At 37.6% G+C, this 21,908-nt stretch carries 18 protein-coding genes; 3 read left to right on the top strand and 15 right to left on the bottom strand.

What is annotated here, in order from left to right; all coding sequences use genetic code 11:
- Positions 1–95: 95 nt before the first annotated feature.
- Genes H9650_RS10040 through parE form a run of 3 tightly spaced genes read right to left on the bottom strand, consistent with a single transcriptional unit; the run spans position 96 to position 5,712 of the window.
- Complete coding sequence (locus H9650_RS10040; RefSeq protein WP_191697103.1) at positions 96–1,298, bottom strand: MFS transporter; 1,203 nt, start codon at positions 1,296–1,298, stop codon at positions 96–98.
- 17 nt (positions 1,299–1,315) lie between these two features.
- On the bottom strand, positions 1,316–3,745 hold the full coding sequence (gene parC / locus H9650_RS10035) for a DNA topoisomerase IV subunit A (protein WP_191697102.1): 2,430 nt from the start codon (positions 3,743–3,745) through the stop codon (positions 1,316–1,318).
- Positions 3,742–5,712, bottom strand: a complete 1,971-nt coding sequence (parE, locus tag H9650_RS10030) for a DNA topoisomerase IV subunit B (RefSeq protein ID WP_191697101.1) — start codon at positions 5,710–5,712, stop codon at positions 3,742–3,744. The genes parC and parE overlap by 4 nt, the downstream gene beginning before the upstream one ends.
- Before the next feature lie 467 nt (positions 5,713–6,179).
- On the opposite strand from parE, the gene plsY reads away from it, so the two are divergent.
- Both plsY and H9650_RS10020 read left to right on the top strand, forming a co-directional pair.
- Entirely contained in the window at positions 6,180–6,785 is a 606-nt protein-coding gene (plsY, locus tag H9650_RS10025; RefSeq protein WP_191697100.1) for a glycerol-3-phosphate 1-O-acyltransferase PlsY, read from the top strand.
- 118 nt (positions 6,786–6,903) lie between these two features.
- On the top strand, positions 6,904–7,197 hold the full coding sequence (locus tag H9650_RS10020) for a HesB/YadR/YfhF family protein (protein WP_144536449.1): 294 nt from the start codon (positions 6,904–6,906) through the stop codon (positions 7,195–7,197).
- A 310-nt stretch (positions 7,198–7,507) separates the two neighbouring features.
- Here the strand turns inward: H9650_RS10020 and H9650_RS10015 are convergent, their stop codons facing one another.
- From H9650_RS10015 to H9650_RS09960, 12 genes are all read right to left on the bottom strand, one after another.
- Entirely contained in the window at positions 7,508–7,813 is a 306-nt protein-coding gene (locus H9650_RS10015; protein ID WP_144536451.1) for a hypothetical protein, read from the bottom strand.
- Between the two features lie 2 nt (positions 7,814–7,815).
- Positions 7,816–8,238, bottom strand: coding sequence for an acyl-CoA thioesterase (locus H9650_RS10010; protein ID WP_191697099.1), 423 nt, complete (start codon positions 8,236–8,238; stop codon positions 7,816–7,818).
- A gap of 57 nt (positions 8,239–8,295) precedes the next feature.
- Complete coding sequence (locus H9650_RS10005; protein WP_191697098.1) at positions 8,296–9,780, bottom strand: class I adenylate-forming enzyme family protein; 1,485 nt, start codon at positions 9,778–9,780, stop codon at positions 8,296–8,298.
- Between the two features lie 19 nt (positions 9,781–9,799).
- On the bottom strand, positions 9,800–10,540 hold the full coding sequence (gene fabG, locus H9650_RS10000; RefSeq protein WP_154310833.1) for a 3-oxoacyl-ACP reductase FabG: 741 nt from the start codon (positions 10,538–10,540) through the stop codon (positions 9,800–9,802).
- Positions 10,541–10,542: 2 nt separating this feature from the next.
- Positions 10,543–11,436, bottom strand: coding sequence for an intracellular short-chain-length polyhydroxyalkanoate depolymerase (phaZ, locus tag H9650_RS09995; protein ID WP_191697205.1), 894 nt, complete (start codon positions 11,434–11,436; stop codon positions 10,543–10,545).
- Between the two features lie 2 nt (positions 11,437–11,438).
- Positions 11,439–12,461 (bottom strand): 3-oxoacyl-ACP synthase, encoded by a 1,023-nt coding sequence (locus H9650_RS09990; RefSeq protein ID WP_191697097.1) that lies wholly within the window; start codon positions 12,459–12,461, stop codon positions 11,439–11,441.
- Positions 12,458–13,471 (bottom strand): branched-chain amino acid ABC transporter permease, encoded by a 1,014-nt coding sequence (locus H9650_RS09985; protein WP_191697096.1) that lies wholly within the window; start codon positions 13,469–13,471, stop codon positions 12,458–12,460. Before H9650_RS09985 ends, H9650_RS09990 begins: the two co-directional genes overlap by 4 nt.
- Before the next feature lie 7 nt (positions 13,472–13,478).
- Positions 13,479–14,339, bottom strand: a complete 861-nt coding sequence (locus H9650_RS09980; RefSeq protein WP_144536461.1) for a branched-chain amino acid ABC transporter permease — start codon at positions 14,337–14,339, stop codon at positions 13,479–13,481.
- 13 nt (positions 14,340–14,352) lie between these two features.
- Positions 14,353–15,060 (bottom strand): ABC transporter ATP-binding protein, encoded by a 708-nt coding sequence (locus H9650_RS09975; RefSeq protein ID WP_144536463.1) that lies wholly within the window; start codon positions 15,058–15,060, stop codon positions 14,353–14,355.
- Positions 15,044–15,811 (bottom strand): ABC transporter ATP-binding protein, encoded by a 768-nt coding sequence (locus H9650_RS09970; protein ID WP_151109864.1) that lies wholly within the window; start codon positions 15,809–15,811, stop codon positions 15,044–15,046. The genes H9650_RS09975 and H9650_RS09970 overlap by 17 nt, the downstream gene beginning before the upstream one ends.
- A gap of 106 nt (positions 15,812–15,917) precedes the next feature.
- A complete protein-coding gene (locus H9650_RS09965) occupies positions 15,918–17,159 on the bottom strand; it encodes a substrate-binding domain-containing protein (protein WP_404814880.1) in 1,242 nt (413 codons plus the stop codon).
- 727 nt (positions 17,160–17,886) lie between these two features.
- Positions 17,887–21,099 carry a BTAD domain-containing putative transcriptional regulator gene (locus H9650_RS09960; RefSeq protein ID WP_191697094.1) on the bottom strand — a complete coding sequence of 1,071 codons (3,213 nt, stop codon included), beginning with the start codon at positions 21,097–21,099 and terminating at the stop codon, positions 17,887–17,889.
- A gap of 119 nt (positions 21,100–21,218) precedes the next feature.
- Between H9650_RS09960 and H9650_RS09955 the strand changes: the two genes are divergently transcribed.
- A complete protein-coding gene (locus H9650_RS09955; RefSeq protein ID WP_191697093.1) occupies positions 21,219–21,761 on the top strand; it encodes a GNAT family N-acetyltransferase in 543 nt (180 codons plus the stop codon).
- Positions 21,762–21,908 lie beyond the last annotated feature (147 nt).

Here is a 21,908-nt window from a genome sequence, read left to right as displayed (position 1 = left end):
TAAGACTAAAAAGGAAAAACTACTTCACTATAATAACAAACACAAAAAGCATTTCCAGCAAGGTGTACACCTCGACGGAAATGCTTTTATTATGTTCATGCAGTTGGAATCTGAAAAGAAAGCTTTCTCCTTTGAATTTGTAAAAGGAAAACAATTGTTAGCCCTATACTAAATACTCCGAAAATCACCATCATATAAGCAAGACCTATCAAATCTAGCATTGCTCCAGTGGACAATAAGACAATTTGGAAAGAAACTCGGTCCAGCATATTGCGAAAGGAGAAAAAACGACCATGATACTCTTTAGGCACTTGCTTTTGGAAAATCGTCAGTGCTGTAGGATAAAAGCAACCTATGGAAAAACCAAATAAAGCAAAGCTTACTAATGTTAAGAATGGATTTGCAACAAAGTACATAGACATTTCAGCAAAACCAATGATGAAAACAAATGTAAAAAGAATAGATTTTGTACTATATCTTTTTCCAATGTACTTAATAGCCAAGGTCCCCACCATAAAGGCAACACCCTCCACTGCATAAATGATGCCCTTGATAGAAGATGAGTCCTGAATCTCACTAATATTAATGACAATCAGGTTAAACGACCCTAAAAACAAAACAGGTATCAATGTTAAAAAGAGTGTCAGCAATACAGGAGTATTGCCCTTAAGCATTGGAAAAACTTCTTTAAACCCATCCGTTCTCGGTCCATTAGTAACGATCACTTTATCCGTTCCAGCTTCATCAATTCTAAGCATAAAAGTAAATACTAATATGCCTAGATAAGCCATCAAGGAAATTATATATAATGATTGAATTGGCCAGTAAACGAGTGCAAGTCCCCCTATCGCAGTACCAGCAACTCTAGCAATGGTAGACACATTCATATGCCAGCCATTTAACTGCAGTAAATCCTCATCTTTAACAATTAACGGTAGCGTTGCCTGTAAAGCTGGGAAGTAAAAAGATGCTGACACCTGTAGGCATATTAGAAACAATAACATCCACCATATGGAACCAGTTGCAATAGCAACGAACATAAAAAACACACTAAACACTCTACCAATACCAGAAACAATTAGAACCGTCTTTTTGTTTGATTGGTCAATTATTCTACCCGCTAGTGGGCCAACAAGGATTCCGGCAAGCAAACCACTAGCGAGCAGCAAGGACTTATGAAAATCTGAAGGAACCTTTTCCTGCATAAATTCCAAGTTTCCAATGATTCCGCTCCATAGCCCTAAACCTGCAATTAATTCCCCTATAAGAACAATCCAAACATTCCTATTTCTCCACATATCCCTTTTCCCATCTTTTAGGATTCTTCTACTGGTTTCTTCCAAACTCGAAGAAGCTGCCCATCTTTCTCTGTATCTATTACAAATGATCCGTTAGAATAACGATCTGTCGGACGGAAGCTATTCACTTCAATTATTTCTTGATGTCCTCTTTCTGTTTCCATTACTAAACCTTCTGATTTGTTTGCCAAAACGACAGCAAATACACGATGGGCGTTTGTTTTTAATTCTCGAAGCGTGACAAGTCCCCGTTTCGCGCGAACGCCAGGCTCAACTTCTGAAAGATGCATTCTCTTCACAGATCCACGATGTGTAATTAACATAATATCATCATTGCTTTGTTGCGGTACTACATTCACACTAACAACATAATCCTCGTCTTTTAGATTGATGCCTTTAACCCCACTGGTTTTAACCCCTGTGATTGGCACTTCGTCTAAGGAGAAGCGAACAGAATAGCTCAAATGAGTAGTCATTAGTATTTCATCAGAAGGTGCCACTAGCTGAGCTAATATTAGCTCATCAGTCGCCTTTAATTTAATGGTTTTAATTGGTCGTGCATATCTTTGGACTACATAATCTGAAAGAAGAGATCGTTTTATTTGCCCTTCTTTAGTTGCAGTTAAAACACATAAGTCTAAATCAAATGAGTCAATGCCTATTACATTTATAATTGTTTCATTTGACTCGAGAGGTACGATACTAGATATATGCTGTCCTAGATCCTTCCAGCGGATATCCGGCAACTCATGCACTGGTTGATAAATATAGTTTCCTTTTGATGTAAACAACAGAAGGTGATGCTGCGTGTTGATTGACTCCTGATATAGCTGGTAATCGGACTCTTTTATAGCAAAGTCCTGTCCATTGGATGCATTAAATGATCTCAAGCTCGTGCGTTTAATATAACCATCCTTTGTAACAGTAACGATAACCTCTTCAGAAGGGATTAGCACATCTAGTGTTACCTTTATCTCTTCAATTTCATTTTCAATAACAGATTTACGCTGTTCAGCAAACTGTTTACGAACAACTTGCAACTCTTTCTTGATGGTCTTCATCAATACAGATTCCTTAGCAAGTATACTTTCAAGATTTTTTATAAGATCATTTAACTTAATCTCTTCCTCTTGAAGCTCGGTTATATCTGTATTAGTTAAGCGGTAAAGCTGCAAGGAAACAATAGCCTCTGCCTGTGCTTCAGAAAAATCATATGACTTTATCAAATTGTTTTTCGCATCTTTTTTATCCTTGGATGCCCGTATCGTCTTAATAACCTTGTCTAAAATAGATAAGGCTTTCATAAGACCAGAGACGATATGAAGGCGCTCTTCTGCTTTTTTCAAATCATGAATTGTTCTACGAGTAACAACTTCTTTTTGATGATTGATGTACGCATCAAGTAGTAAAGGCAATGTCATCATGGTAGGTCTACGATTGTGAATTGCGATCATATTAAAGTTATAAGTTATTTGAAGATCAGTGTTTTTAAATAAGTATTGTAATATGCCATGAGCATCAATTTCTTTTTTCATCTCTATCACAATACGTAAACCAGTTCGATCTGATTCATCCCGAACATCCGCGATTCCATCTAATCTTTTATCTAAACGTTGTTCATCTATTTTTTTGACCAAGTTAGCTTTGTTGATTTCATAAGGAATTTCTGTGATGACAATTTGTTCTTTGCCGCCTTTAATCGTTTCTATTTCTGCCTTAGAACGTACAACAATTTTCCCTTTGCCGGTTTCGTATGCCTTTTTAATACCTTCAACACCTTGAATTATGCCGCCTGTTGGAAAATCCGGTCCTTTAATAACAGTCATAAGCTCATCCACTGTACATGCTGGGTTTTCCATACGCATTAAAACTGCATCTAGCGCTTCATGTAGAGCATGTGGAGGTATGTCTGTCGCATATCCAGCAGAAATACCAGTGGCACCATTTACTAGTAGATTAGGAAAACGGGCAGGTAGAACAAGTGGCTCCATGTCAGAGTCATCAAAGTTTGGTATATAGTCAACCGTATTCTTGTTAATATCTCTTAAAAGTTCATGTGAGATTGCAGAAAGTCTTGCTTCTGTATAACGCATAGCAGCGGGTGGATCTCCATCCACCGAACCGTTGTTACCATGCATTTCAACAAGCATATGACGTAGCTTCCAGTCCTGACTCATACGGACCATCGCTTCATAAACAGAGGAATCACCATGTGGATGGTAGTTACCAATTACTGTTCCAACTGTTTTAGCTGACTTTCGGAAGGGTTTGTCGTTTGTATTCCCTTCTTGAAGCATCGCAAATAAGATACGACGCTGAACAGGCTTAAGACCATCTCGGGCGTCGGGTAATGCACGGTCTTGAATGATGTATTTGCTATAACGTCCAAACCGATCACCTATTACTTCTTCTAAGGGTAAATTTTGATATTTTTCGGTTTGTGTCATACTAATTCATCCTCCGTGTGAATTCTGTCATTTTCTAAGATGTTAGAATCATCGTCTAAACTAAAGTTTACGTTTGCTTCTATCCATTTTCTACGTGGCTCTACTTTGTCACCCATTAGTGTAGTCACTTGTCTCTCCGCTCGAGCACCGTCCTCAATAGTTACTCGTATTAATGTACGAGTGTCAGGGTTCATCGTCGTGTCCCACAATTGATCGGCATTCATTTCACCAAGACCTTTATAACGTTGCAACATTACACCTTTTCCGATTCTTTCCATAGCAACATCGAGCTCTTTTTCCGTCCATGCATACTCAAAGACCTCTTTTTTGCCCATTCCCTTATATACCTTATATAGAGGAGGCATAGCAATATAAATGTTGCCATTTTCGATCAATGGCTTCATATAGCGATAAAAGAACGTGAGTAATAAAACCTGAATATGTGCTCCATCCGTATCGGCATCAGTCATAATAACAATTTTGTCGTATGCAATATCCTCTATTTTAAAATCTGCTCCAACTCCGCCACCAATTGCATGAATGATAGTAGCAATCTCAATATTTTTCATGATATCGGTTAGCTTTGCCTTTTCTGTGTTTATAACTTTTCCTCGGAGAGGTAAGATTGCCTGGAAAGTTCTGTCTCTACCTTGCTTCGCAGATCCACCTGCAGAATCTCCCTCTACGAGATATAATTCATTTTTCTTAGCGTTTCTTGATTGAGCTGGAGTTAGTTTACCTGATAATAACTCGGAAGGCTTACGTTTTTTCCCATTTCGAGCATCTTCACGTGCTTTTCTAGCTGCTTCACGAGCATGTTGAGCTCTAATTGCCTTTCGAATTAAAGAAGCAGATAGCTCGGAGTTTTCCTCGAGGATATACTGTAGCTTTTCAGATACAACAGCGTCAACAGCACTTCTTGCCTCACTCGTACCTAATTTCCCTTTTGTTTGTCCTTCAAATTGTAAAAGATTTTCTGGTATTCGAAGAGATATGATTGCTGAAATCCCTTCACGAATGTCCGAACCATCTAAGTTTTTATCTTTTTCCTTCAATAAGCCTGATTTTCTAGCATAGTCGTTGAACACACGCGTTAATGCCGACTTAGCACCTGTTTCATGTGTCCCGCCATCTCTTGTTCTTACGTTGTTAACAAAAGATAAAATAGTTTCTGAATATCCATCATTGAATTGGAATGCAAACTCTACTTCAATCTCTTCATGGCTTCCTTCCATATAAAAAACAGGATGTAAAACATCTTTTTCTTCATTTAAGTAAGCTACGAAAGCTTCTATTCCTGTTTCAAAGAAGAAAACGTCATGAGACTCCGTACGTTCATCAATCAGTTCAATTTTTAATCCTTTTAATAGAAAGGCTGATTCTCTAAGTCTTTCGCATAATGTTTCATAATTATATTTAGTGGTAGAGAAAATTTTGCTATCTGGCAAGAAGTGAACAGAAGTCCCTGTTTCTTTCGTTGTGCCAATTTGAGTTAAAGATTGTACTACTTTTCCTCCGTCCTCAAAGCGTTGTGCAAATTTTTTACCTTCCCTATGAATTACTACATCCACATAAGAAGAGAGAGCATTTACTACAGAAGCACCTACACCATGTAGACCCCCACTTGTTTTATATCCACCTTGTCCAAATTTACCACCTGCATGTAACACAGTAAAAATAACCTCTGCAGTGGGAATACCTGTTTTATGCATTCCAGTTGGCATACCTCGGCCAAAATCTCTCACTGTAATACTTTGATCTTGGTGTATAGTGACGATAATATGATCACCGAATCCAGCAAGGCTTTCATCCACCGCATTGTCTACAATCTCGTATACTAAATGGTGAAGACCTCTTGCATCCGTAGATCCAATATACATTCCTGGTCTTTTTCTTACGGCCTCCAAGCCTTCTAACACCTGAATATCATCATCGCCATAGCTTGTTAAATTATTATTTTTACTCAATTCGTTCCCCCCAAAAAAACAAAACGTTTGTTCTTTTTCTATTTTAAGCCTACAAACAGATTGTCATTATGTCAATAGCGCTGAAGGACAGGCCAGACTTCAATTGTAGTGAAAGTTCAATTAGAATGCAATCTACCCTTTTCTTGCATTCTCTATTCACCTAAATAATTCCTTCTTTACTTTTAAACAAAGCTTCTAACATATGTTTAAAAGAACAATCGTATAATTAGTATATCGTATAAACTTGGATTTTTTCAGTAGGAAACTTTTTAAAAGTTAAGATTTGGTCCTTCTGTGAGTTAAGTCATACTAAAATTCTGTAATATTGCTACAGTCATACTAAATGTGCACAAACTCTAAAGTATATCTGTATTTATCCTCTTTTCTTGTCATTGAATAAAAACTCATGTACATGGTAAAATAAGAAAGTTATCATATTATCAGTAGATAAATAGAAGGAGCACACTATGACAATAATCATTTTACTTTTACTTGCTTACATAATTGGATCAATCCCATCTGGGCTATGGGTTGGTAAGCTATTTTATAACATTGATATACGAGAGCATGGTAGTGGTAATTTAGGTGGAACTAACACTTTTCGGACACTCGGTAAAAAAGCTGGTTTAGTCGTTACAATAATGGATATTCTTAAAGGAACTGCTGCTACCCTATTAGGCTTGCTTCCGTTCTTTGCTTCAGCAAATGTACATCCTCTTATTTTAGGAATAATAGCGGTGATTGGACATATCTATCCTGTTTTCGCTGGATTTAAGGGTGGTAAGGCAGTTGCTACTTCAGGTGGTATTCTTCTAGGTTATAATTGGCCGATTTTCGTAATATTAGTTTTAGGATTTTTTATTATCTTAAAAATAACGAAAATGGTTTCATTAACATCGATGTGCTTAGCGATTATAGCAATCATTTATTCTATAGTTTATTATTTTACAGTGGAAAAGGACTGGCCGTTAATCGTTATTGTGTCGTTACTTGCTATATTCATTTTATATCGTCATCGTGCCAATATCGAGCGTATTAAAAATGGGACTGAGCCAAAAGTTAAATGGATTTAAATTTTTGCGACAGAGATACTCTTTATTGTTAGACAAATTCTTTGTGGATTGTACTAAAATAATATAGACTAAACTCATGAAAAACAGCGCAAAATATAAAGAAAGCTTGGTGGTTCAGATGAAAATCAATATCTCGACAGATGCTTTGAAATGGTTCCATGAGGAAATGGAAGCGGACAAAGGTGATAAAATTCGTTTCTACGCACGATATGGAGGAGCAAGTCCTATGCACGAGGCCTTTTCTCTAGGTGTAACGAAGGATACTCCATTTGAACCGTCTGTAACTCTCATGCATGAGGACATCATGTTTTTTATAGAGGAAAGAGATGAATGGTATTTCAATGGCCATGATCTTTACGTAACATTCAACGACCAATCAAATGAACTTGAATATTCCTATAAGAAAAGCTAAAAAGAGGGTGGTTATCTTACCATCTTCTTTTCTTTTAATAGATGAACGGTCGCAAAGTTTTCTATCCGGTTATAAAAAATTCTTTCGGGCTATAAGTACCTGCTGAACGGTCATAAAAATTTCTATCCGGTCATAAATCTTTGCTATCCGGTCATAAAAAATTCTATCCGGTCATAAATCTTCGCTATCCGGTCATAAAAGATTCTATACGGTTATAAATACCTGCTAACCGGTCATTAACACCATCTCCATCTAAAAAAACAAGTCGAAATATTCATCCGACTTGTTTTTTTAATTAAAACTTGTTATTTTACTGCACGAAACGAAACCTTCTCAACTGCTCCAATAAACCTTCTTTTTTCATAATCTCATATTCATACTTTCCAAACAAATCAAAATGAGGGTATGCTTCCTTATAATCGATCCATTCTTCTTTTAAATCATACTGCTTACCCCACTCAATGAGCTTAGCAATATCGCTACAGCCCACCTTAGTTACTGTATTACATCCAGGAAAGCGTTCATCTGTCCAATAATGAGTTAAAAAAGCGATTTGTTTGTTTTCTACTGCTTGCTTCCAGCTTGTCAACTCTTCCCTCTTTATACCGAATGCCACGATTAGGATTCCTTCACAATTTCTTTATACTTACTATCCCAAGCCGCATCGATCTTTGCAAGCGCCACTGGTTTAAAATCTTCCTTTCGAACCACGACATGCTCCGTTGTTGCAGTAGAAGACAGTGTTCCATCCGTATGTACAATTTCATAGCCATAGGTTGTTCTTAGTTTTCCATGCTTTTCAATCCATATGCGTACTTTAACATTGTCTCCGTATTTTACAGGAGCTTTATAATTTATATTTACATTGGTTACTGGTGATAAGTATCCGTCTTTCTCTAAACCAGCATAGGAGAAGCCCAAATCTTGTATAAGCTGAGTTCGCCCCATTTCTAACCAAACTAAATAGTTTGCATGATACACTACTCCCATTTGATCGGTTTCTGCGTATCGCACTTCAATTTCTTTTTCACTTATGAACATATCCTTAGTCACCTCACCTTTATTATACAAAAAGACAGCAAAAAAAGCTGTAAAGGGTTACTTTACAGCCTTCAAAGCCATCTCTTTTAATGTTTTTTTATCAATTTTACCTACATCTGTCCTCGGTAGTTCTTCTAGAAAGTATATTTTCTTAGGAACCTTATAGCTACCTAGCGTTGCTTTACAATAAGCGATAAGCTCCTGTTCTGATTGTGGAGAGTTAGCGTAAGAGATAAAAGCAGTGACACATTCTCCCCACTTATCGTCCTCTATTCCAAGTACGGCAGCTTCTCTAACGTTAGGATGCTCAGCAAGAAGTTGTTCTATCTCTATAGGGTAAATATTCTCTCCTCCTGAAATAATCATTTCTTTTTTACGGCCAACTATGAAGAAATCTCCTTCTTCATCAAACATCGCAAGGTCCCCCGTTTTTAACCATTTCCCTTCAAACGTGTTCGCCGTTTCCTGTTCATTATTCCAGTATTGCTTAAAAACATGCCTTCCCGAAACATATAGTTCTCCAACTTCATTTGATTGACAAGGTTTCCCGTATTCATTTATTACCTTTACTTCATTGAATTGCATACACTTGCCTACTGTCCCCTTTTTGAGCCTTGCTTGCAGGGGATCGATGAAGAAGTTGTTTGGTCCTGCCTCGGTCAAACCATAGCCTTCCTTAAACAAAATTCCCATTTTTTCAAACCTATTATATATAGCTCGAGGACAAGGTGCACCTCCTGACAAAAAACACTTAACTGTCGGAAAGATAGACTTCTTTATATATTCTGTTTCAAGCATAGCCTGGTACATCGTCGGAACAAATAACGAAAGAGTAGTCTTGTAGATATCCAAGAACTTTAAAGCTTCCTCTGCTTGGAATCTTTTACCTGTAACTACAGTGCCTCCCGCCATTAAAATAGGTATGCACAATGCATTTAGTCCCCCCGTATGAAACATAGGCATATAGTTTAGTGTGCAATCTTCGTCATTTAATCCCCAGCTGATAATTGTATTGATAGCATTCCAATTCACATTATCAAAAGAAAGAACTGCACCCTTTGGACTTCCCGTTGTTCCTCCCGTATAAATAATGAGCCATGGGTCATCCGGTTTCCAATCAATGTTAAAATGAAAATCACTGTTATGGGAAACTGTTGCACTCGATAACAAAAGTGTTTTATAAGTCGGGAAAAATTCGCTCAATTCTATATGATTTTCATCATAAATGATCGTCACCGGAGAGCAATTATTTAGTATATCCTGTAATTCGTTAGTGCTTAGTCGATAATTCAACGGGACATATATTAGCCCCTTCAAGCCACAAGCAAATAATATGGCAAATAGCTCAATTCTATTTTGAGAAAGCACGGCTATTCTATCCCCGGCTTCAAATCCCTGACTTTCAAAATAATTGGCCCATCCTTTTATTTGTTCCCATAATGTATGGTAGGTCCATACTTTGCCACTACTGCTATCTATTAAAGCTTTCTTGCTTGGAGAGAGGATTGCCCTCTTATAAATCCATGCCTGTTCAGTAAACATCTTGGCAACGCACCTTTCCTTACATCATGATACCGCCATCCACTTGTAATACATGTCCGTGAACGTAACTAGATTCATCGGAAGCTAAAAATAAATAAGCGTTCGCAATATCTCGTGGCTCGGCCAGACGCTGTAGAGCTACAACAGACCTCATCTGTTCAATGATTTTATCTGGCATCTTCGCTACCATTTTCGTCGCAGTAAAGCCAGGAGCTACCGCATTCACATTAATCCCTTTTCTACCTAATTCTTTTGCCCATGTTTTAGTCATCCCTACTACTGCTGCCTTTGAAGCCGCATAATTGGTCTGGCCCACGTTTCCATAAACCCCGCTGACCGAGGAAGTACTGATGATTTTTCCGTATTGATTTGCTACCATGTGAGGAACAACAGCCTGTGTACAGTTAAACACGCCTTTTAGATTGACGTCTAAAACTTGGCTGAATTCCTCTGCAGTCATCTTAGTTAACATGGCATCACGAGTAATTCCCGCATTATTTATCAAAATGTGAATCTCTCCAAATTGCTCCAGTGTTTGTTCCACCATTGCATCTACACTTTCCCGATTCGCCACATCCACTTGGATAAATACTGCATTATAGCCCTTTTCTCTCATTTCTTTTTCTAGAGATTTCCCCGCACTCTGATCAAAATCAGCTAAAACCACCTTTGCTCCTTCTTCTGCAAAGCGTTGAACTGCTGCAGAACCAATACCGTTAGCTGCTCCAGTAATAATAGCAACCTTATTTTGAATTCCCATAATCATCTCTCCTCCTTTAAAAATTTTTCGATAGCTCCTAACAATTGCCCGAGATCATCGATAAGGGGAGAGTGACCGCAGTTAACTAAAGGTATATATGTAGCATTGTCTCCTAAATCTGAAACGATTTCTTGTGTCATTTCCTCTGTGACTACATAATCTCGATCTCCTCGAAGTATTAAAACTGGAATCGTTATGTCCTTTGCCTGATTGGAACCTTTTGACACCCCGTTATGATCAGCGCCAATATTAAAAGTATTTAAGCTATGATACACATCTGCTAAATTTCGTTGTGTCAGCATATCCTCTAGATACTCTTCATATAACTGCTCATTCGGTTTACTATGCGTATAAATTACAGCATCCCAAACTGCCCTTAAGCCCTCTTTATTTTTGGTATCGTACAAACCCTGCATTGCTTTCGTTTTAGATGGATCTTCTTCGATTTGCTCTATAGTCTGTAATCTTTCTGTATAGTTAGGTGTACCATCTGCATTCGTACCAAACAATGGATATCCTCTAGTGGAAGCAGAAGCCAATAAAACAAGCTTCTCGCAGTATCCGGGATTGTCGATCACAAACTGCATACATATTGCCCCACCGGTAGACCAACCGATTAAATCGAATTTTTGAAGTGCAACCGAATCTATAAAATCCTTGAGATCATTCGAAAAATCTTTTATCCCATTTACTCGAGTATAATAGGTGGAGCCTCCAAAGCCTCTCAAATCTAGGGCGATTACAGTAAAAGAATCATCTAAGGCATCGATTAATACATCCCAATGCTTAGATGAAGTCATATTGCCATGAACAAGTACGATTACGCGATTACCTCCATCTCTCTTTCTATAAGTGATAGACTCCCCATTTGCCAATGTTACTTTTTGCAATGTCATGTTCATATTTTTCTCCCTTCAGTTCCCCATTTAACAGCTATTGCTCCCCATGCATAACCAATGCCTGCACTAACTAGAACAACAATATCTCCACTTTTTATTTTCTCTGATTTTTCCGCTAATTCCAACGATATAATTTGATCCATTTGTCCGATGTGTCCATAATCACTTAAATAAATCGATTGTTCTTTAGTTAAGCCTAACTCACCTAATACATAATCATGAGCTGATTTTTTCATATGGAGGATGGCAAGATAATCTATGTCCTTCTCACTGTATCCACTTTTAAATAATGCGTTACGAATAACTTTTAAAAAATTGTCCATAGATTTTTGTTCTAATCTTGCCTTCATCCCCTGTGGGTCCATTACATCTAAACGATACATACCGTTTTCCAAGAGTTCTGTGGTTAGAGGTTGCTTGGTTCCCCCAACTGGCACCAATACGTCCTCTGAAAAAGAGCCGTCCGTGATTATATCTGACTCTAAAAGAATATTTTTATCGTAATTTCTTTTTAAAATCATCGCCGCTCCTCCTGCTCCCAGGTTAAACATGAAACGAGTACTTTCGTTTGTATAATCAATAAAGTCACTGTTTCGATATCCTCCAGCAAGTAAAACCGTTTGGATAGAAGGGTCAGCCAACATCATGCTCTTTGCCACCTTCATCGCCATAATTGTTGTTCCACAGCGTAGTGCAACATCAAAAGCCCAAGCGTGAAAGGCACCAAGCTCCTCTTGTATCTTAATAGCAGCTGTCCACAGGGGGTATTCCTTGTGTTCTTCCCCGATATAAATAATTAGATCGATAGATTTTGGATCCACATTTCCTTTTTGTAATGCTTTTTCTGCTGCCCATATTCCCATAGCAACTGTATGATCGTCTCTCCCTGGTATCGGCTTTTTTGATATACCCATTTTGTATTTGACGACTTCTAGAGGGAGATTGGATTGTGTAGCGATATCTTCAGCAGTCATAACTGCTTCAGGAATATATATACCAGTGCTGACAATTCCTATGCTCATTTAGCTAACTCCCTTCTTTTAGGAGCAACTTCAACTTTATGTTTCTTGTTTTTCCTTTTCCAAAAAGCTTGTTGAATAGTACCAACAATGCCTCTAGGAAAGAATATAACAGCGAGAATATAAACAACCCCGAAGAATATGATCCATCTTTCAAAAATCGGATGCTCTTTTGCAAGTCCGGAAAGATAATGCTGAGCTAGCTCTATAACCCCTGCGCCTATAATTGGACCAATTAATGTGCCTACTCCACCAATAATTGTCATTAGTAAGGCATCGAGCGTAATATCCATTGTGAGCACGCTTGTATTAACAAAGCGTAAGGATATTGCATATAACGAGCCAGCAAGACTAGCAACTACTCCGGCAACTACTGAAGCAATTACTTTATAATGAAGCGTATTGAATCCAAGTGACTTGGTTCTTTGCTCATTTTCCCTCACTGCAATCAAAACCTTGCCAAGCGGAGAATCTACAAATCTTCTTAGAAATAGGTAAACTAGCAGGAGGCTTCCAAGCACAAATAAATAAAAGATCATGCGATCTCTAAAAACCTCGGGGGCTCTAAATGTAAACCCGTCATTTCCATAGGTTAAGGTTCTCCACTTTTCTGCTAGGACGAGAAACAGGCCGGATACTGCCATGGTAAGCATAGCAAAGAAGTGACTTTTTAGACGGAGCGTCAACAACCCAACTAAAAAGCTAATAACACCTGCAATAACCATCCCTACAGCTATTGAAAGTAAGAACGTTCCAACTGTAGACTCAAAATGATTTAACATAATCGCCGTGGCATATGCTCCCATCCCGAAGAACATAGCGTGACCGAAAGATACAATGCCAGTATAGCCGAGCAAAATATCATAGCTCATCGCTAATATAGAAAAGATGAATATTTGAGTCAAAAGTATAGTCCATGTCCGAGAGTCTGAGACAAATGGAAATATGGTAAATGCCGCGACAATTACTAACAGCACTCCATGTTTAATTTGAAATGTAGATTTTAACTTCATCCTTGTATCATCCTTTCGCAGTAAACAAACCTTGCGGACGGAAGATTAATACGACTGCCATAAGCAGCATATTGACCGCAAGTGATAGAGCTGGAACATAATACGCCATGAAGCTTCCTGCTAAACCTACTAAAATAGCTGCCAGCAATGAACCGGGAAAGCTACCCATTCCTCCAATGACCACCACGATGAAGGCTAATATCGCATACTCCATTCCCATTTCAGCGTATACAACTCCAGAGTAGGGTGCCATTAAAGCACCTCCTAAAGCCGCGAGCGCTGCACCTGTCATAAATACATACAAAAATACCTTTTTAATATTAATACCTAACGCCTGCACCATTTCCTTATTCATCACACCAGCACGTACTGTCAGACCGATTTTCGTACGCTTTAAAATAAATTGGAAAATACCGAATACGATAAAACCAATGCTAATGATAAACAAACGGTATTTAATAATAATGACATCTCCAAATTCCCAGCTTCCAGCTAACAAAGGTGGAACTTTTGCTGCCATCTGATTTGGTCCAAAAACGACCTTCAGCATTTCAGAAAGGACAATCATAAATCCTAAAGTTATTAATATTTGTTGTACATGGTTCCCATAAACAGGTGTAATAATTAGCTTTTCCGTTATAAAACCTAATATTACACCTGTTAAAATGGCTCCTATAATCGCTAAGGTGAAGCTATCCGTCAAACTGTAAAACCAAACACCAGAAAAAGCTCCCCAGGCAAATAGGCCTCCATGTGCAAAGTTTAAAACATCCATTAGTCCAAATATCAAGGTTAATCCAGCTGCCAATAAAAAAATCAACATGCCTGTCGCCAATCCGTTTATCAATAAATTGATGATTAACTCCATGTAGCTTCCTCCTTCACCCGATACCGAGATATTTTCTTTTCAATTCTTCATTTTGGATAAGCTCGCTCATTTTCCCCGACTGAACAGTTTCACCATCATCGATTAGTGTATATGTATCTCCGATTTTGCTGGCCATCATAAAATTTTGTTCTACCAGGATAATGGTTGTTTGCTTCTTCATTTCAATAATTGCTTCCATAACCTTTTCAATAACGACTGGTGCTAGGCCCTTGGAAGGTTCGTCTATTAGTAAAAGCTTACTTTCATTTACAAAAGCCCTAGCCATCGAAAGCATTTGTTTTTGTCCTCCAGATAAGTGTCCACCATTCTTTTTCCAAAACTTCTTAAGATCTGGGAATAGCTCTAGGACATATTCTTGTCTTTCTTTTGCAGCATCATCTTCCTTACGCATGGCTACCTTTAGATTTTCCTCGACTGTTAAAGCTCCGAAAATACCTTGATCCTCCGGCACATAGCCGATACCGCCTGATGCAATCTGGTGTGTATGCTGGGAGATAATAGACGAACCCGCGTATTTAATGATCCCTTTAGAAGCAGGTGTGAGGCCCATTATTGTTTTCAAAGTGGTCGTTTTCCCTGCACCGTTTCGACCAAGCAGCACACTCACCTCTCCAGCCTTTGCTTCGAAGGAAACTCCCTGTAAAATGTGATATTGTCCTATAAACGTGTGTACGTTATCTAATTTAAGCAAGGTGCTCATCGTATAACCCTCCCAGATATGCGTTTTGAACAGTTTCATTGTTCATGATTTCTTCAGGGCTACCATCAGCAAGCAGCCTTCCATTGAACAAAACCATGATAGAGTCAGAGAGATCCAAAATCATATCCATCTTATGTTCAATCAACAAAATCGTCTTGTCACCCTTTTGCTTAATCTGCTTTATCACATCCAATATAGCCGGAACCTCTTCTAAGGACATTCCAGCTGTCGGTTCATCCAACAATAGTACTTCCGTATCTAAAGCAAGAAGCATGGCAATTTCTAGTTTTCTCTTTTCTCCATGAGAAAGCTCATTGGCAAGTGAATTGGCTTTCTTAGACAGTAAAACTATCTCGAGTAATTGTTCCGCTTCAGTCCGAAATTCTTGATAGCTACTAAAATGACGAAGCATCTGATAGCGGACTTTCTGCTTTGATTGCACAGCAAGACGTACGTTTTCCATGACAGTCAGATTAGGAAAAACATTCGTTATTTGAAAGGATCTACCAAGTCCAATTCGAGTCCTCTCTATGGAGGAATACTTAGCCATAGATTGACCTTTAAAGAAAACCTCTCCTTCTGTTGGCTTCAACTCACCACTGATTAAATTAAAAAAGGTTGTTTTTCCTGCACCATTTGGGCCGATAATGGATTTAAAGTGTTTGTTTGGCATAACAAAATTTACATGATCTACAGCTGTTTGGCCGCCAAATTTGATTGTCAGATTTTCAGTTCTTAATATAGGCTCCATACGATTTGACTCCTCTCTTCTATCACTAACCTTGCTTTAGAAAGAGTCTATAGCAAGGTTAGTGACAGGCCTAATGAATGTTAGGCTGTCACTTGCTTCAATATAGTTACTTCTTATTTAAAATTGGTGGTTCCGTTTCCTCAGGTGACAATTCACGAATCAGCACTGGTACTGGGTTAGCAATGCCTTCCTGCTTTTCTAACTTAATAGAATATAAGGATTGCAAGGCTTGATGATCATCCGGACGGAAAGTCATTTTTCCTTTAGGTGTTTCAAATGACATTCCTTCCATCAATTTAATCAATTCATTCGCATCCGTATCACCTTCAGATTTTTTTAAAGCTTCTACTATGGCAATCGCAGCTGACATACCTCCAGGTGTGAATAAATCTGGTACTTCTCCATTGAAACGCTTTTTATGTTCATCTACTAACCAATCATTAATCTTATTGTCTGGTAACGTGTGATAATAAACCGAGAATCCTTCCATACCTACTAGCGGTTCCATAATAGAAAGTGCCGGGATATCTGGTGCGCCAGTAGAGATTTTAATACCTTTGTCTTGCAATTTTAGATCAGCAATTTGGTTCCATGGGGAGTTAGCGCCAGCCCAAACAACAAACAGATAATCTGGTTTTGCTTGAATCACCTTTTGTAGGTTCGATGTAAAATCCGTAGCGGCAGGGTCAGCGTATTCTTCTAATACAATCTCTGCTCCTAACTTTTCAGCTGCGGCTTTAAAGGCAGAAACCCCATCCCAACCGAAGGAGTAATCAGGCGCAAATGTCGCTATCTTTACTCCCTTTTTTGCAATAGCAGCTGCTCCTGCAACCGCATCCTGTGAAGAATTACGAGCAGTACGGAATATATATGGATTAAACTCTGATCCAGTAATACTGTCTGCAACTGCTGGTTCAACGATCATAATCTTTTCATATTCCTCTGCAAGGGGGAGAACTGCTAATGTATCACCGGAGCTAGAGGAACCTACTAAGAAATCAACCTCATCTTCTTCCAAAAGCTTCGTTGCTTTTTGAACCGCAACCTCAGGCTTAGTTTCTGTATCCTCAAATACAACCTCGATTTTTTTTCCTGCTACCTCCATCGTCCCGTCTGTAGCATACTCTAAGCCAAGCTCAAAACCATTTCTAGTTTGCTTTCCATAGGACTCAAGCGCTCCTGTTAAAGAAGCAAGAACCCCAATTTTAATAGTCCCGCCTTCCGTCACCTCACCCGAAGCAGGAGTGGTTTCACCTGACTCCTCACTAGACTTAACAGAATCCTCACTACAAGCGGCAGTAAAAATAAAAATCAATAATAGCGTTAAAAACAAACTCCATTTTTTCAATATTCCATACCTCCTAAATAATTTTGTAAGCGCTCTCATGCTTCGCTTTAAATGTACATAAGAGGAGTTACAAATAAGTTACAAGCTTTTTTTGTAGTATCATGTTTATGAAGAAGGCATCAGGGGCTTAAGTGACTTAGTTACTTTTTTTATGCTTGTTTATGGAAAGAGACATTTTATAAGCGAATAAGATTCCCCCCTCGCTACCTGCAAATACTAGGAGTTTTATAATATTTTACATATGAGTCCATTTCATAAATAGCGTTTTACTGATTAAACACGAACTTTCTTAGGTATTGATTGTAGCGAAAGGCGGACTCCTGTTGGATGTGTGAGACAGATAAGCCATCATATGAAAGCATCCACCTGAAGCGGTAATCAATTATACTTAATTCTTATATAAGCATATGTTTTTGGTATTCCCTCATAATTATTCGTGTTTCTCTTTAAGAATAGGAATTATGAAATTGATTAGGTAAAGAATCAAAATATTATTCATACAATTAAAAAGCATATCCATTAAATTGGATACGCTTCTATCTGGATAAGCCTCTAGTTCTATATATAAAATGTCAACCATTTACAAAATATTTGACGAGCTTACAGAGCCGATCAGCATCAAATTTAGAATCGCTTACTAGTAGCCGTGGTGTTATAATTCTGCTGTAATGAATTTTCTCAGCGAAATATTATATTTGATGCCATATTTTTAAAACTTAAATAATCCTTAGCCAAAATTCACAATCATCTCATACATTTGAATAGTCGTTTGCATAGGTTCTACACGAAGCTCATCATGTAAAGTTGCTACACATCGTTCATACCATTTAACTGCCTGTGTTCTATTTTGCATTTGATAATAAGCAAACATAAGCAAACGATAGGCCTCTTCCCACGTTGGATCTATCCGTATGAGTTTCTCAGACCAGTATATCGTGTTCTCGAAATCCTTTATACGCGTACTCGTTTGAGCCAATCTTTCTAAAACTAACATATACTGTTGCTCTGTTTTCTCACGGTCATGAGAGATCCATTCATTGGCAGGATTATCTTCTAGAAGGCTACCATTATAGAGTCTCACTGCCTTTAATAGATGTTCTAACGATAACGATGCAACTTTTTCTTGCATTCCTAGCGTAACGTAATCATTAAATGTCTCTAAGTCACTATGAACAACTGCTTCTGGATTAATACGGTACATTGATTGTTTACGGACTATAAAAAAAGATTCTCCTCGCGCTTGCCTTTTTGGTTCTATAACTTTAAGCAGCGCATTTAAGACAACCTTAAAATCGCGATCATTTGTTTTTTCATCCTCTTTCCATAGGTTTCTTATTAATTCTTCCTTAGGTACAAATCGATTTTTATGCAAATATAAAAAAGTAAGAAGCTCCTTCGACTTTTCTCTTTGCCATTTCCTTTCTTCTACTTCATGAATGCCCATAAATAGAGTAAAGGAGCCTAGAAGCTGCAGTCTCAGAGAATATCCTGGGTAAGGTATATCATCTCGCACATCTAATTTTTCTATCAATTTTTGCAAGAAGGGATCTTTGTTTCCTTTTAGAAGTAAGCTTCCCTTTTTAAGAAGGGGATAATTGACCTGTAGATCCACTGGACCAAATACGGTTTTTTTCAGCAGAAAGAAAAGAAAATTATTTTCCACACACATTCTTGCAAATTTCAGCAAGGAACCTAAAAAAGGTTCACTCATTTGAAGCTCTGCATAAATACTAGAAAGCCAGTAGTTACTGATCATTTCTCCGTATATATCTCCATTTTTATAAAATAATGCGTTTGCTTCCTGACATGTTGCTTCAGCTTTGTCTAAATCACCATTTTCATAATAAACAATGGACAGGCCAAGCATAATATAAGCAGATAGCCAATAATCATTACTTTTGATTGTTTCACGCAATCCCATTTCACCGTAATCAATAGCTTCCTGAAGCTTCCCCTGCCTAGACTTTAAAATAGAAAGTCCCAAGTAAGGCTCGGCTTTAGCTCTTGAAACATCTAAGTCTTCCATTCGTTGTACGGCTTTTAAGTATAGAGATTCAGGTGTCTTTTGATCAAATGGATTGTACAAAATTTCAGAATGACCCTTTCTAATCCACCCCACTGCCTCCACGAAACCTGACTTTTCTTTGATGCCTGTTTCGATGCCTTTATTAGCAGCTATTTTAGCTTTTTCGATTTCTCCTGTCAGTGAGTAAATAAACGAAAGCAAGATGTCAGTTTCTCGATGAGAATCGGGAATAGCTATTTCATCTCCTAGCCTCGATTCTAAAACCTGAACTGCGTCATTGAGCAGCCCGGTTCTTAAATAGATTCGCGCATCCAAATTACCATTCCTTAAAATAAATGGATCTAAATTCTCCATCGATACCCATTCACTAGCCTCTTTGGCTTTTCCTAAATTAACTAGATTCTCAGCATGAAGCCTTTTTAGAGAGTTCTGTTCCTGAATCGATATTTCCTCACTTTCATTTGCCCATCTAATGGCTTCCTCTAAAAATGATTTTGCTAATGCAGGTTGAATGGTATCTAAATAAATATGTGCCATCCCTGCATTAGCTCTGCTTATAAATAGAACATTTCGCTTTGTCTGAGCAATATCTAAACACACTTCATATGATTTCCTGGCTTTTTCATAAAAAGCCCGATATCGATGACATTCACCTTCAAAATAATAGAGTTCGTAAAACATTTCCCTAGTAGTAGGAGACAAATGATCCTTCATCAAGTCTAACAGCCAATCGAATTGACCAGCCATAATCATTGAGTTCGCATTCTGAATAATCATTTCAGCTAAAAATAGCTCATCTTTAGATTTTTCTGCATGATAAATAGCTTGTACGATATTATTTTGCTCTTTAAAAAACCAAGATACTTTTTTATGTGTTTCATAATACAGTAAAGAATTTGTTTGGAGCCACTTATCTTCTAAAAATTGTTGAAACAATGAGTGAAATCTATAAGTGTTAGAGTCACTTAACTTTTGGATGAAAGAGTGACTTGAAGTTAGCAACTGTAACTGAACAAGTCCTTCTTCACCAAAGAATTCCTTTATTTCTATTGCTGAAAAAACTGGAAAAATACTAAAATTCAATAAGGAATGTTGATTTTTGAGGGTCATATTAGAAAATACTTCTTCCGAAAGATAGGAAAATAATTCATTCAATGCAAAATCAGAAAGATCTGCTATCACTTTGTTTGATTCCGCTACTTGTATGGCAATCAATTGTATTGCGATAGCCCATCCCTCTGTTAGCTTTAAAACGTTTTCCGCTTCTACACTTGTAATTGTTTTATCAAAGTAATCTTCAAAGAACACTTGAATTTCTTCCTCGGTAAACATAAAATCTTTTTCCTTTATCTCCACTAATTGACCATTTAACTTAAGCTTGAGTAGAACTGTCCATTTTGGTCGAATCCGTGAAGCTATAACCATATTGATAGAAGGAGGAAGAAACTCTATTATTTTTTCAATTACATAATTAATGTGAAATACATGATCAACCAAATGATAATCATCTAAAACAATTGTAAAAGGGGTGCCCATTACTGAAAGCTCATTACTGAAAAGAGAGTACCACCTAGTTAGCTCAGCCTCCTTTGGATACATGAATAGAAGGCTATCCTCTAGGAGACTGCTTCCAAACGCTGGAACAACTTTACGAATGCTATGTACTAAATGGCGTAGAAAAGGAAGAATATTATCATCCTCCTCCGATATGGAGTACCATGAAAACGTTTCCTTAGAATCTTGAAAATATTGAGCAAGGGCAGAGCTTTTTCCAAAGCCTGCACCACTATGTAAGAGACAAACTTTTTTGTCCGCTTTACTTTTCAATTTTTTAATTAGAGAAGACCTTCTCATATAATTTGAAGAAGGAACCGGTGGATTAAGCTTAGACAGTAAGATAGTTGGTTGTTCCATCGAATACCCCCCAAAGAAAATGCCATTTATATAACCATATCCTAACATACAATTTAATTGAATAGAAAGATAATTACAGTTGTGTTAGAATATAAGAATTATAGAAAAGGGGTTTTGAGATGAGCTTTCCAACATTGTCTACAGAGAGATTAAAGTTAATAGAAATTAAAGATGAACATGTGGCTAGTATTTTCTCCATTTTTTCCAATGAAGAAGTCATTAAGTTTTATGGGATGTCCCCGTTTACAAAAGAAGAACAAGCTGATGCGTTAGTTAAATCATTTGCTACAGGTTTTGAGCAAAAAAAATCTATGCGTTGGGGAATAGAATTGAAAGAAACTGGAGAGTTAATTGGAACTGTTGGATTAAATAACTTATCTTTAGCTAGTAAAAGAACAGAAATTGGCTACGAACTATTACCTGGCCATTGGAGAAAAGGAATAGTGAGTGAAGCTGTGAGGGCTGTTATAGACTATTGCTTTAATGTTTTAAATCTATACCGTATAGGAGCAGTAACATTCCCTCAAAACGAGGCCTCTTTTACGTTACTTTTAAATCTAGGATTTGAAAAGGAAGGTTTGTTGAGAGGGTATCTATATCAAGATAACAGCTCACATGATGCTTTCATCTTTTCCCTCACCAAGCCTGATTGGATAGAGTAATCTTTTTCTTTATGTGAAATTTGCTTCGTTTCTTCCAACGAACCGAAGCAAATTAATGTCTATCAAAAATGAGACTAAATGAATAGGAAATGCCCCATGATAAAACTATAGAAAATAGCCCTTTATCAGCTAATCCTTATACAAATC

Source organism: Psychrobacillus faecigallinarum (assembly GCF_014836595.1).
Lineage (GTDB): Bacteria > Bacillota > Bacilli > Bacillales_A > Planococcaceae > Psychrobacillus > Psychrobacillus faecigallinarum.
Note: the sequence above shows the minus strand (reverse complement) of the source record. Positions and strands in the feature narration are given on the sequence as shown.

Coding starts and splice junctions, on each gene's coding strand:
- H9650_RS09975 (WP_144536463.1), bottom strand. CDS start 15,060: ATGAGCACCTTGCTTAAATTAGATAACGTACACACGTTTATAGGACAA.
- H9650_RS09955 (WP_191697093.1), top strand. CDS start 21,219: ATGAGCTTTCCAACATTGTCTACAGAGAGATTAAAGTTAATAGAAATT.
- H9650_RS10020 (WP_144536449.1), top strand. CDS start 6,904: ATGAAAATCAATATCTCGACAGATGCTTTGAAATGGTTCCATGAGGAA.
- H9650_RS09980 (WP_144536461.1), bottom strand. CDS start 14,339: ATGGAGTTAATCATCAATTTATTGATAAACGGATTGGCGACAGGCATG.
- phaZ (WP_191697205.1), bottom strand. CDS start 11,436: ATGACATTGCAAAAAGTAACATTGGCAAATGGGGAGTCTATCACTTAT.
- H9650_RS10010 (WP_191697099.1), bottom strand. CDS start 8,238: ATGTTCATAAGTGAAAAAGAAATTGAAGTGCGATACGCAGAAACCGAT.
- H9650_RS10005 (WP_191697098.1), bottom strand. CDS start 9,780: ATGTTTACTGAACAGGCATGGATTTATAAGAGGGCAATCCTCTCTCCA.
- fabG (WP_154310833.1), bottom strand. CDS start 10,540: ATGGGAATTCAAAATAAGGTTGCTATTATTACTGGAGCAGCTAACGGT.
- H9650_RS09990 (WP_191697097.1), bottom strand. CDS start 12,461: ATGAGCATAGGAATTGTCAGCACTGGTATATATATTCCTGAAGCAGTT.
- H9650_RS09960 (WP_191697094.1), bottom strand. CDS start 21,099: ATGGAACAACCAACTATCTTACTGTCTAAGCTTAATCCACCGGTTCCT.
- parC (WP_191697102.1), bottom strand. CDS start 3,745: ATGACACAAACCGAAAAATATCAAAATTTACCCTTAGAAGAAGTAATA.
- H9650_RS10040 (WP_191697103.1), bottom strand. CDS start 1,298: ATGTGGAGAAATAGGAATGTTTGGATTGTTCTTATAGGGGAATTAATT.
- plsY (WP_191697100.1), top strand. CDS start 6,180: ATGACAATAATCATTTTACTTTTACTTGCTTACATAATTGGATCAATC.
- H9650_RS09985 (WP_191697096.1), bottom strand. CDS start 13,471: ATGAAGTTAAAATCTACATTTCAAATTAAACATGGAGTGCTGTTAGTA.
- H9650_RS09970 (WP_151109864.1), bottom strand. CDS start 15,811: ATGGAGCCTATATTAAGAACTGAAAATCTGACAATCAAATTTGGCGGC.